7 protein-coding genes are annotated in these 13203 nt (G+C 35.4%); 2 read left to right on the forward strand and 5 right to left on the reverse strand.

Going from position 1 to position 13203, the window contains the following annotated elements:
• Window positions 1-35: 35 nt before the first annotated feature.
• The gene (locus tag DK442_RS00555) at window positions 36-3095 is read left to right on the forward strand and encodes a two-component regulator propeller domain-containing protein (protein WP_109433895.1); all 3060 of its coding nucleotides are present in this window, start codon (window positions 36-38) and stop codon (window positions 3093-3095) included.
• Between the two features lie 7 nt (window positions 3096-3102).
• Window positions 3103-3852, forward strand: a complete 750-nt coding sequence (locus tag DK442_RS00560; protein ID WP_109433896.1) for a LytTR family DNA-binding domain-containing protein — start codon at window positions 3103-3105, stop codon at window positions 3850-3852.
• A 104-nt stretch (window positions 3853-3956) separates the two neighbouring features.
• Here the strand turns inward: DK442_RS00560 and DK442_RS00565 are convergent, their stop codons facing one another.
• The 5 genes from DK442_RS00565 to DK442_RS00585 form a co-directional block, all read right to left on the reverse strand.
• Complete coding sequence (locus DK442_RS00565) at window positions 3957-5285, reverse strand: ATP-binding protein (protein WP_109433897.1); 1329 nt, start codon at window positions 5283-5285, stop codon at window positions 3957-3959.
• 6 nt (window positions 5286-5291) lie between these two features.
• Window positions 5292-6188 carry a DUF4157 domain-containing protein gene (locus DK442_RS00570; protein ID WP_109433898.1) on the reverse strand — a complete coding sequence of 299 codons (897 nt, stop codon included), beginning with the start codon at window positions 6186-6188 and terminating at the stop codon, window positions 5292-5294.
• A gap of 97 nt (window positions 6189-6285) precedes the next feature.
• The gene (locus DK442_RS00575) at window positions 6286-7347 is read right to left on the reverse strand and encodes a hypothetical protein (protein WP_109433899.1); all 1062 of its coding nucleotides are present in this window, start codon (window positions 7345-7347) and stop codon (window positions 6286-6288) included.
• A gap of 1 nt (window position 7348) precedes the next feature.
• Window positions 7349-10738, reverse strand: coding sequence for a DUF4157 domain-containing protein (locus DK442_RS00580; RefSeq protein ID WP_200825069.1), 3390 nt, complete (start codon window positions 10736-10738; stop codon window positions 7349-7351).
• A gap of 30 nt (window positions 10739-10768) precedes the next feature.
• Window positions 10769-13189 carry a VWA domain-containing protein gene (locus DK442_RS00585; protein WP_109433900.1) on the reverse strand — a complete coding sequence of 807 codons (2421 nt, stop codon included), beginning with the start codon at window positions 13187-13189 and terminating at the stop codon, window positions 10769-10771.
• Between the last annotated feature and the right edge of the window lie 14 nt (window positions 13190-13203).

The raw sequence follows: 13203 nt of genomic DNA on the forward strand, positions 1-13203 counted from the left end.
TTGATTATATTTGCTATTAACCAGATCAATCTTTTGTGAACACAAACCGTTTATTTACCTACCTTATCTCTTTTCTGATATTTAATTTTATCAGCTCGTTATCTGCACAAAACAATCAACTTAGAGCATATACATTAGAAGATGGGTTATCTCAATCACAAGTCTACGATATTATACAGGATGAAATTGGATATCTTTGGCTAGGAACTCAGGGAGGTGGTCTTTGTAGATTTAATGGCGATGAATTTAAGATCTGGAATGAAAATGACGGATTACAATCTAACTACATTCACTCCTTGGCTTTTGTAAACGATAGTCTATTTATTGGTACAAAAAACGGGCTTAGCATTAAAACAAAAAATAGATTTACTAATCTTGAAGGGCCTCGTATCAATAAAATATGCTTAATAGAAGATAAAATCTACTTGGCCACTAATATTGGTATTTATGAGTATCGTAAAAGTCTAGGGTTAATCAAAATAAACCTCAATACCAAAATCAATACCAGTATCATTAATGATATTGTATTTGATGGCAGACTATTTTGGGTTGCGACCAATAAGGGACTCTGGAAATTAAATGATATCAAGCAAAATGCCGGTATTATAGAACGACATAGCGCTTATGATTTTACTGCAGCTATTTTTCATAATAATAAAGTTTTTGCTGCAGCTTTTAATCAAGGGATTTTAGTTCTCAATACCAATGCAAAGACCTATGGAAATCATTGGATTCAAAAACCCGTTCGGGTAACTAATATTTCTGTGCATAATGATGGTGAATTATGGTTTTCTACAGACAACGATGGAATTACAATAATAGATTCTGAAAAATACAGAGAAAAAAAGAAAATCAACCGAAAAAATGGTTTAGCTGTATCCCATACAAGAAAAAGTATTTTAGATCGTCAATCTAATATTTGGATAGCAACATCTGGTGGTGGATTTTATAAATATTTTCAAAATAACTTTGTTCATTATGATAAAAATACCGGCTTAAAAGGAAATCGAGTATATGCCGTTCATAATGCAAAAAATGGTATTTGGGCATCTAATTCAGAGGTAGGATTAGTGCAAATCGACTCCTTAGGAATTCATAATATTCCCCAGGAAGAACAATTATCCGAAGTAAAAATTAAAACTATCACCAGTGATATTTCTGGTAATATTTGGGCTGGTACAGAAGGTAAAGGAATTCTTTTTAAAAAGATAAGTCAGGTTGATAGTGTTTTTACAGATACTATACAAAATATAGAAGCAGATAAAGATCCAATTATAACTACAGATACAATTGTAAAAACTGTCATCAAAAATCATATTATTGATACTGATAAAGGATTACCATCAAATTGGATAAGAGCAATCGAAGTCATTGATAATACTATATGGGTGGCATCGTATTCTGCTGGAATATCTAGATTCACCTATGATTCTGAGAAAAAACGTATCCTATCATTAAAAAAATTTTCAGGAAAGAACGGCATAAATGATCTCCATATCAGAGATATGAAACAAGATTCGACCGGTAAAATTTGGTATGCAACTCAAAACGGACACTTAGGATACATTAAGAAGAATAAGGTTACTCATTTAGGCAATGTTTTAAAACAAGCGACCGCAATAAGTTCAATTCTTTTTCATAAAAATACGATTTACATAGGAACAGCCGGAAGAGGAATTTGGTGGTCTGATTTGGATGGTGATATTGCATTTAAAAAATTAAAAGGTAGAAAAAAGCCATATTCTGATAATATTTATCAAATTATATTTGATGATAAAGATAATCTGTGGGCTGGAAGCGAACGTGGAGTGGACAGAATAGAACTAAATCAATCAAATGATATTGTAGACATCTTTCATTTTGGTCGAAATGATGGTTTTTTAGGTATAGAAACCTGTCTCAATGCTGTTACCAAAGATGAACAAGGAAACCTATGGTTTGGAGCGATTTATGGGTTAACCAAATACCAACCTACCGGAACTACTAAAGCCACTATCAAGCCAAGTTTATATTTTGAAGAAGTAGAAGTCGCTTACCGTAGTGTGGATTCTATACGATTAAGTGTTTGGGCCAATAGTAACCACATTCTAAAACTCACTCCAAATCAAACAGAATTATCTTTTAGCTATAAAACAATTGATCTGGATCATCCTAATGACGTCGAATATCGTTGGAGATTAAATAATTCTGAATGGAGTCCATGGTCATCTGATCATAGGCAAAATCTTGCTGGATTAGCCTATGGTTCACATGCTTTTACAGCACAATCCAGAAATTATCGATGGGAAGAAAGTGAACCTATTGCTTTTCAATTTTTTATTGATAGCCCCATTTATGAAAAAGGCTGGTTTCAATTAGCTGTTTTGGCGATGATCATATTATTTATAGGAGGCTATGCATTATCATACGTTCGGCGTGTGAAACAAAAAAACAAAGAGGAGCGTAATCGCTTAGAAATGAAGAACCACCTACTTTCTTTAGAACAAAAAGCATTACGATTACAAATGAACCCACATTTTATATTTAATGCACTTAATGGTATAAAAGCAATGGGAACCAGTAATCCTAATCGTATGAATAATACCATTAACACATTTGCTACTTTATTAAGAGAAACTTTATATAATTCGAGAAAAGATTATATTACTTTAGATCAGGAAATACAAACGCTCAAACATTATGTCGAAATAGAACAGCTAATGGCTAGTAAACCATTTACATATGATATCGTAGTTGATTCTGATTTAGACCCAGAAGAAATTCTAATTCCGCCTATGTTAATTCAGCCTTTTGTGGAAAATGCGGTTAGACATGGGATATTAAAAGGAAGCAGAGATGGAGAATTAAAAGTACAGTTTCATACTACTGAAGAGTTTTTACATTGTACTGTATTAGATAACGGGCAAGGTATTTTTCAATCGCAAAAAGCAAAAACCAAAACAGATCACCAATCAATGGCTCTAACAGTAACCAGAGAGCGATTAGAGTCAATTTCTGGAAAAGATTCTTTAAATATAAGAGAAATTATGCAAAACGGAAATTCTGTAGCAGGAACCGAGATTGCATTTAAAATACCATTACAAACCGACTATTAAAACTATTATGCTTACAGCCATTATTGTAGAAGACATGCCAGATGCACTTCAACTTTTGAAAAGTGATCTAAAATCAAATCATCCTGAAATAGAAGTAGTCGATACGGCACAAAGTGTTGTTGAAGCGGCAAAATCATTACGCAATACACAACCAGATATTCTATTTTTAGACATCATGCTTGGTGATGGTACTGGTTTTGATATCTTAGAAATATTTCCTGATTTAAAATCAAAAATAATTTTTGTTACTGCCAGTGATGAATTTGCCATTCGAGCATTCAAATTTGCAGCTATAGATTATGTATTAAAACCATATTCAAATGAAGAGTTAGCTCAAGCTATTGCAAGAGCCAAAGAGCAAATACAACCCAATAAAGAACGCCTTAATATTCTTAAAGATACGTTATCTGCTCCAGAACAAAAACCCGATAAAATATCATTACATACTCTGGATAAAATCATTATTGTAAATCTGGACGATATTATTCGCTGTGAATCTGATAGTAATAATACAATCTTCTATCTTCAAGATGGGCAAAAAATATTTGTAACCAAAACATTAAAATACTTTGCTGACATGCTTAAGAGTTATCAGTTTTTGAGAGTACACCAAAGTCACTTGGTTAACCTACAATGCATTAGTGCGTTTATAAAAACCGACGGAGGATATCTTATGCTTAAAAATGGAGAGAATATACCTGTATCTGTTCGCAAAAAAATCGAAGTAATGGAAATCTTAGATCGTCTTCACAGGTAATTTTTAGGGTATAACTAATAATAACTTTTGTGTTTCACAACACAATTCATCTCTTCTATAGCGGTTACTTCTTCTTTAACTGTATAGAATCTATTTTTTTATTATTAACTGAATTTACCAGACTTAACAAACTCTCTTTTTATACCTTCTGTTATATCTTTATATGAGATTACATGACTTTCTTTGGCCAATACATTAAGACAAACATACTGCACTACATTCATAATATCTGCACCAGTCAATTCAAATTTTTGGGCAAGTTGTTTAAGGTCTATATCCTTGTCCAGTATAAGTTTATTGGGAAAAGCATTCTGCCATAAACTTAACCGCTCTTGCGTTCTTGGCATCGGGAAATGAATAATCGATTGAAAACGACGAACGAAAGCTTCATCTATGTTACTCCTAAAATTAGAAGCCAATATGATCAATCCCTTGTATGTTTCTACTCGCTGAAGTAAATATGCAACTTCTTGATTGGCATATCTATCATGAGAGTTTTGTACCTGTGTACGTCTTCCAAATAACGCATCTGCTTCATCAAAAAAGAGAATCCAATCCTTATTTTCTGCTTTATTAAAAAGATTTGCAAGATTTTTTTCTGTTTCACCTATATATTTAGATACCACAGAAGAAAGGTCCACTCGGTATACATCTCTATTCGTGTGTTTTCCTAATAAATTAGCGGTTAAAGTTTTTCCTGTACCTGGTGGGCCATGAAACAATGCTCTATATCCAGGTTTTAGTTTTTTACGCATTTCTAACCCTTCGAATAAGGCATGTTTATATTTTAACCAGATAAGAATATCCTGAATTTGAAGTGAAGTCGAACTAGGTAAAATTAAATCATTCCAATACTGTTCTGTTGTAATTTTGGCAGCAGGAAATTCTGTGCTAAAACTAGGACTGGTTATACGACCTAATGTTATTTTGTCAATAAATTCCTGATCCAAAATAAGTTGTCCGCTCATAGCCGGTTCATTTCTTTCAGGCTCCGCCAAACGAATCACTTGTTTTTTTGCAAACCAGTGCTCTGGAGAAAAAAGCTGCTGAATCCGAAATCGATATTCAAGGTTTTCACCCGCCAAAAGAAAGAGTGCTGTCTCTCCCGATGGTAAAAACCCTCGATGTCCTTTTCCTCTAATCCCTCCTAAATGAGGAAATCCTCCACCATTAGGATATACACTTTGAATAAGTCGATCAAAATAATGAGGTCGGATATGAGGTGCCAACGCCAAAGTAATAATCACCAATTCTTCATCGCTAATCTTTTTAACAGGTAAATGTGGTAATAGAGAAGCAGACCATGAAGTGATATCCCAAGATTCTAGTTCTAAGCGCTCATTGGTCTCAAAAGACTTTAAACTACTTAGCAATAGCGTCTTAAGACCTGTTAAGGCATATTCTAAAGAAGTATTGATTTCTGTAGTGATCATAAACGGTTATCCTTTTTGCTGAACAACATGTGTTAATTCATGTACTAATAAATGTTTCCCACTTCTGGAATAAGGATCATATTTGCCCATATTAAAATAAATATCATATCCATGGGTAAATGCTTGTGCGTTTAACATCGCAGAGAGCTCGATAGCTTTTTCATCAGTATGAATACGAACATTGGTGAAATCTGCTTTCATTTCGGCCTCCAGTTCTGCTTTTATCTCTTCAGGAAGCGGCATACCTTGTCCTTTGGTTTCCTGAATCATAGCTTCTACAGATTCCATAGCATTAGCCTCTGTTTTCTTTCCTTTTTTTTCTTTAGATTCTCCTTTGGCTTGAGTTGCCTCATCATCCATTTTCCTTTGAATTTGTTTTGTAGCAGGTTCTTCTTCCTCTGTTTGTCGTTGAATACGTTTTGCAGCAGGCTCCTCTTCTTCTGCCTGCAGTTGAATTTGTTTCGCAGCAGGTTCTTCTTCCTCTGCTTGTCTTTGAATACGTTTTGCAGCAGGTTCCTCTTCCTCTGCTTGTCTTTGGATACGTTTAGCTGCAGGTTCCTCCTCTTCTGCTTGTCTTTGGATACGTTTAGCTGCAGGTTCCTCCTCTTCTGCTTGTCTTTGAATACGTTTAGCTGCAGGTTCCTCTTCTTCTGCTTGCCGTTGTACCGATTGTTTTCCAAAAGCATCACCAGGTGCTTTCTCATTATTTTGTTGTAGTACATGATCAGCCATAGCATCAGCTTCCTGTTCAAAAGGACTGCTAGGATCACCTACTTCTAATTTGGCCTGGAAAAAACTATCACTCCCAGAACTTTCTTTCGTTTTATTTTCTGTATTCGAAAAAAAAGGATCGCTTTCCTCCTTTTTGTTCTTGTTTGGTTTTCTTGGTCTTATTTTTTTCATGATTAAAGTGTTTTGTGTTGTTCATTTTTTATTTCAAAAATCATATCTGATATAAAAGCTAAGTCGCTTCTCTTCTTTTAAAGTATATTATTCTATTTTAATTTAACCAGTTACCTTTAGGAAATGGGTCCCATAATTTACCATCATCTGAAGCATACAATATTGAATTGATATTGAATTTTTGTAATAAAAAGTTAAAATTTACCGCTTGTTCTCTTGAAGGTACAATTATGTTGATCTCGGATAATGGATTTCCATCTGGACATTTACCTTGCTTCATCCATTCATTAAGCTCTTGAATCTTTTTCAAATTATACTCATCTAATTCATTAATTATCATTCCTTTATATCCTTTTTGATTAAACTGACTATAAAAAGTTAGATAATCTGTTGAAGATGAATTAAATATTGAAACCATTTCATCCCCCATTTCATTATAACTTGATTTTATTGAAAAATCAGAATTTTTGTAATACCAAATAATTCTATTCGAAATAATTTCTGAAATTTCAGAAGTGTTATTCACTTCACCTAACCAGTTAATCAAAAACATTTTATCATTACATTTTAGTCGCTTCACCAAAGGAGGTAGTTCTCCAAAACATAGAGACTGTATAATTTTTTGGGTTTTCGCCATATTGTCCTTTTCTTTTGGTAGAACAATAATATCAATAAGCCCAGCTGGATTAAATTTTTTCCAAACTCTAGGAGGTCTTGGCTCAACATATTCCATACTTAAAACACTAATCGAAGAAACAATATCGAATACTAATTTATCATCAAACAATTCATAGAAGATCTCGAAGAATTTTATAAAACCCGCAACAAACTTTGTAAATGACTCTTCTTTAACTGTTTTTATAAGATAAAAAGACATTCTCTTTTTTTCAAAAGACACCTCCAAATCGAGCATTGACTCATTAGCTCCATCCGAAATTACATATGTTTTTGAACTTATTTTTTTCAACTGTTTTTTAATCGAATTAAAATCTTTTATTTCCTTTTTAGTTTCACCATCGACCCCAAAGTATTTAAATGATTTGACAAAATTGATTTTATCAAATTTACTTATGATAACTTTCAAAAAATCTTCATCATTTAGACAAAGAGACTCAATAGAGTTATACTTAATACCTTGACTTTTTAAAAGTAATTTCATGTTATTCTGTTTTGTAATTTCCAGACAATTTTTGTTCCAAAACCGGATCCCATAAGGGGATTAAATCTTTACTGTTAAATATATATATTACATCATCAAAAGGGCCTTTTTCTTCAGCATTTGACCCTTCAATTGCAACAATATTTTCATTAATAATAGTATTATAATCTTCCATTTGTTTCTTATCACTTGTACTAGGCTTCACTCCTTCAAATCTAGATTTTGCATCAACAAGACTCTTCCCCCTAAAACCATCTGCCATTCTTCTTTTCTTTAATTCCTCATGTACAAAAATAGGTCCCGGACTTGATACATCTTGATTTTCAATTAGCCAAACCTCAAAAATCATCCCTCTTATCTTATTATATTTATTAGGGATTACTGAAGATCTCAAAACATCATTATTTAATCCTACTAGATTTCCTTTATATTTCTTCGCAATTGCTGATCTCATCTCTTCTCTATAAGGTTTAGGTTTTGTAACCCCCTCGATAAGAGGCAAACCAAGATCTGTTAAGATTTTTTCATAATCTTTAATTAATTTATCATTTTTTGCCGCTTTTGACCCTCTTCCTCTACTTGTATTAGGAGCTATTGTTACAGTAAAATCAATATCACTATCTTCCTTATCCGCTTCTGGTTCTGTAAAACTAATAGTTATCTTAATATTATCCTTAAGTTCACCTTGATATGTTTGCTCTATCTCTCTAGCCTTTGTTTCCAAAAGCTGTCTAGTTTCATCATAATTTTTCTCATCCCCCTCTTCCATACTAGCTATAGCATTGGTTATGATCTGACCATGCTTCTCATCATCCTTACCTTTTAAGAAACTTTTCGCTTTATTTTTAACCCATAAAATCATTTTATCAAGTGCCTTATCGATAGGATCTCTAATCTTTTTAAGGATATTTTGTAAAGCTTCTCCTATTTTACCCAGTCCTACAAACTCAGCCAAAAAGCTTACTGCTAACACTAAGATTCCTTTCATGGTGTTGACTACCTTTGTGGCTGCAGGTACCAGATTTCCTGCTACGATATCGGCAATAGAGTTCATAAAGGCGACTCCTACCTGAATAATTTTTTGAATACGCTGAATAAATACTTGAATAGCTCCCCAAATAGCCAGAATGGCTTGAATAAATCCGGCTCCAGGAATGAACATACTTACCAACTTTGCCACCGCCTTTGTGACCACTGTCTGAGTTACCCAGGAGATGATTTCACCAATCACCGTATCCTTGAGTGTCGTAATATGTTCCATAATTTTCTCCCAAGCTGCAGCAGGACCTTCGGTCACCAATAACTGGATCAGCTCAAAACCTTCCTCAAGAACCGTAACTGGCCCTTCACCCAAATGCTCTACTAATTTGGCCCTCATATTCTCCCAGGTAAGACCCAATACGGATAATACGAACTTCAAAATCTCTACAAAATCAAGTCCTGTCGGAATATAAACACCTGCACCCGCCAAAGTTCCCGTCAACCAATCGATTAGCACCTCCCTTAAAATACTACCTATATTATCTTTAAACATTTGAAAGCCCATTTTTCCGGCCTGTACCAAATTGCCTAAAAAGGCCATAGGGTTCTCAAAAATAGACTGAATAGCACCTCCTGCTCGTTCAAGGAATGGCATAGCTCCAGGGGCGACCACCGAAAAGATGATTTTCAAAAGTTCCCACATTGCATTTCCCGCCCAGGAAACAAAATCTACTACAAAAGTGGCGAAGACTAATGCTATTTTGGCAAAGGCTCTGGGTACTACTACCAAGTCTACTATGGTTAATGATTTTAACGCGTTTATAAATCGAGTAGGAATACTGGTTACCAAGGCAATTAATTGCCCCATAGCTCCCTGGAACCATGCCCAGGCTCGTGCAATAGCATTTCCTTTTTTGATATTTTCCCAAATTTCTTCCTGACCGATTAACTTCATAAAGCCACCAATAAGAGTCTCGGCCGTTCGCGGAACAGCATCTCCTGTAATAGGATTTGTACCAAGAACAGCAATAAGCAAATCCCAACCATTTGTCCCTTCTGCAAGACTTGCTAAAGGTCTAAGAATTGCTTCTTTGATGAATTCTAAAATATCTGAAACTAATCCCTTAACAAAGTTAATTAGCATAGTAATTGGCGATGTAAAAATACGTTTCGCCCTACGCCATAAACTTCCCAATCTGGCTATATCTGTTATCCCCAGAGAACCAACAAATTCTCTAAAAGCACTTACAATAGAAGCTCCAATATCTCCAAGAGTATCCAGTTGTTGTACAATCCAATTTCCTACTTTGTCGAATATACCATGGTTGTTAAGTGCCTCCCAGATCATATTTCCTCCTGGTAAAAAGCCCATGATGCCCCTAAAGATATTTGCAGCATTACGAGGGACATCTTGTCCATTAATAGGGTTAAATCCTAAAATAACGGTTAACATTGAATATCCAGGAATATTATTTGCCTTGTCTGCTGCCCAATTACGTGCTCTTGAGATCACACCTCTCTGTACCATAGCAGGGGCACTTTGATTGACCTGAACGTTGGCACTTCGTTGTACTGAATTTTTGGTAGCTGCACCCTGCTGTACTACATGGGTCAATTCATGAGCCAATAATCTTGTACCTTCTTTTTGTTCTGGCTGATATGTTCCTTTATTAAAATAAATATCGCGACCATGAGTAAATGCATGTGCTTGCACCTGATTACTCATCCCTTCTGCATCAGAATCGGTATGAATTCTCACATTGCTAAAATCTGCTCCAAAGGCAGATTCCATTTGTGTTCTTGTTTTTCGAGACATTGAGGTCCCTCCTCCTTTGCTGGCATGTAATTTAGATTCAAAATCAGAATTTGTATGCTGCCCTTCTGCCATTTCACTCAGATTAACTTTGCGTTGAATCTCTCCAGTTTCAGTCTCTGCAATATCTTCTTCCTGATGATGAGTAGTTGGAGGTGGAGGCGTAGTAGTAATTGATTCTGCTGTGGCTGATCGTTGTACTTCTGCTTCTGGGTTGCTAGCAGTATTCAAATCCAATTCTGTTGGACTTTCAAAAGCTGGTTTACGCTGAAAAAAGGCTAACCGCTGGATATTAGTTCCCGCATCCCCAGAAGCAGGAGGTGCCGCTGGAGGAGAAAATCCCTCTCCACCAGTATAAATAGATTGTGTTACCTCATCAGCAACACGATCTGCTTCTACTTCAAATGGATCATTGATTTTGTTAACCTGAAGTTTTGGTTGGAAAAAAGTAGTACTCTCTGCCTTAGTCTGGCTTTCAGATTTAGAATGATCTGCGGCTTCTACAGTAGCAACACCACGTGACTCTTTTACACTTCTATGATGCTGATTAGCAGCAGAAGTTGTCGAAGAGTCATGTGATGTACTTGTGATAGCCATATCTATTCAATACTAAGTTGAAATTTGAATTTATTTTTTAGGTTTTTTGAACTTTTTATTAAGTATCCAGAGAATCAGCAGAATTAACAAAGCTATAATAAATGCTAACCAACCAGGGATACCAAATGTATCCTCGAGCCAATTTTGAACTTCGCAAAGGGTATTACAATCTTGTGATTTCCCAAAACCAAGAGCGCTCCCTTTATAAACTTTTACATCTGAGACACTTATAGATATATCTGGATCATTATTACTATTAATTGCGTCAAAAGTTATAGTATAACTTCCATCTCCATTATCAACTGTATTCACATTAGCGACATCGTTACCTTTAATACTAATTCCATTTGCAAAACCTGGTCCTACAAAACGTTGCTTATTCCCCACTTTATATTTTGGAGTATATTGTAATTGAAATTTATTATCTCCAATTTGAGTGACTTGCTGGGGAGATACATTCGGATCAGGATCGGGATCTCCAAATCTTAAGTACACAGTACGTCTTGTTAGACGGTTAATTTTTCCTATAGAGTCATTAGATGCAGATATTTGAGCAATAGTTTGATATACTCCAGATACATCGGTATCTGAGAATGTTCCTTCATATTTTCCATCCCCAGAATGTGAGAGATTCACTACATTTTCTCCCAGGTTTAAAGAATCTATCAAGTCTGGATTTTGTTCTAAAAGAGCTAATAATTTCTCATATCCTATAGATCCTACATCTACACTATCATTAACATCGAGTTTTACCTGAGCTCTAGCCAGTAAATCGCCAAGATCTTCTCCAGGTTTGAAAACCAGTACTGAAACATTGGCATCTTGAATAGGTTTCTTTCTATAACTGAGGTCTGTGAATATGCGCAATTGATCTCCTACTTTGAAATCATCAGCTTCTATATTATAATCATAATCTAAACGATGATCATCTACCTGCGCTTTAATTTGATATGGTTTTCCTCCTCCAGTTCCTGATCGTACTCTTACCGTCCAAGTTCCTTTAGATGTTTGAGGCAAAGCAGCGCATCCAGCATACTTTTTTAAGTCAATAATACCTAGAAGGCTATTAGTCCCATTATTCGGACCAAAGATGTATTTAATTGCTGATTCATCATTACAACTACCTGTTACCGATACCCCATCTTTTTCTACCGTGAAAAAAGGTTCCTGATCTGGCGTGATGAGTTCGAAAAGAATCTTATCGATATTGTCATTAATTTCAAAATTATGTACAGGTGCTGAAGTTGAAGAACCTGAAGTAGAATCAATAACTCTAGGAACCCTACCGTTTTCAACACCGACAGTTTGAGGACTATTCCCTTCTAGCATATTCTCGAATCCGGCGTCAAAGAAATTTGCTATGCCTGTTGTAGTATTAAAATCGCTTCCATCTCCTCCCGCATTAACCTCTTCTTGTAATAAGAAAAAACGAGCGGTAGCTCCCGTAGGAGTATTTTTTGTGGCTATCTCCTCTAAAAGGCTTGCAGGAGCTCCCATTGCGGCTGCTCCAGTAGCAATGGTAATTATATGGATGGAATCATCACTATTATTTAAAGATTCTCCGCTATCGGTTTCTTCTCCTATATCTGGACCACCATCAACAACTTCATCTCCACGGTTCTGCTCTCCATCTGTAAATAGAAAAATAAGTTGTCGACTATGAGCTGCGGTTGTAGAAAGTTTGTTTTTTCCTGATAATAAACCATCACCCATTGCCGTCCACCCACCTGGAGTTAATGCTATGATTTCATTCGTGAAATTAGAAGCATTTCCATCGATATCTGTAAAAGAAGCTCCAAATCCAGGAGGAGGAGTATCTACTGTGGTTTCGAAATATGTAAGTGCAACTGAATCCCCTGGAACTTTAAAAGCATCTAATTTATTCACAAATAAATTGGCTGCAGTTTGAAGAATATCCATTCTTGTGATAGTTCCGACTCCATCATGTGGCGGATTCCCCATACTCCCTGATCTATCTAACACAAAAGCTGCTGAAACAGGTTTACGAACGGGTATAATCACTTCAATTTCACTAGTGTCGCCTCCGCTTTCAAACTCCAAAAATATGGTGTAAGAATCTTCAACAATTGTAGTTAGAGTGACTGTTGGGTCGGGAACTACATGAAGGATTTCTGCAGTACCATCTACAGTTACTTCTAAATCCGGAGATACAAAAGGATCCTCTCCTCCGACTACCATTTTGAGCCCGCTACCATTGAGCGTAGTAGCATCTACGTTTGTCCAAATTACTATGTTGCCTATACCTAACCCTCCAGGAGTAATTGTAAGATCAAATGCAGCATCACCAACACCATAAGTATTGGCTGTTTCAAGAACATCGGTTCCCGGACTAAAAGGAATGTCTTCTTGCCCAAAAAAATGATAGGGCATCATAAAGCTCATGATAAGAATGATTACAATATTTTTAATAAATTTTAGTGTCGGTTTCATATATAAAGTTTTAA

The organism is Aquimarina sp. AU119 (genome assembly GCF_900312735.1).
GTDB lineage: Bacteria > Bacteroidota > Bacteroidia > Flavobacteriales > Flavobacteriaceae > Aquimarina > Aquimarina algiphila.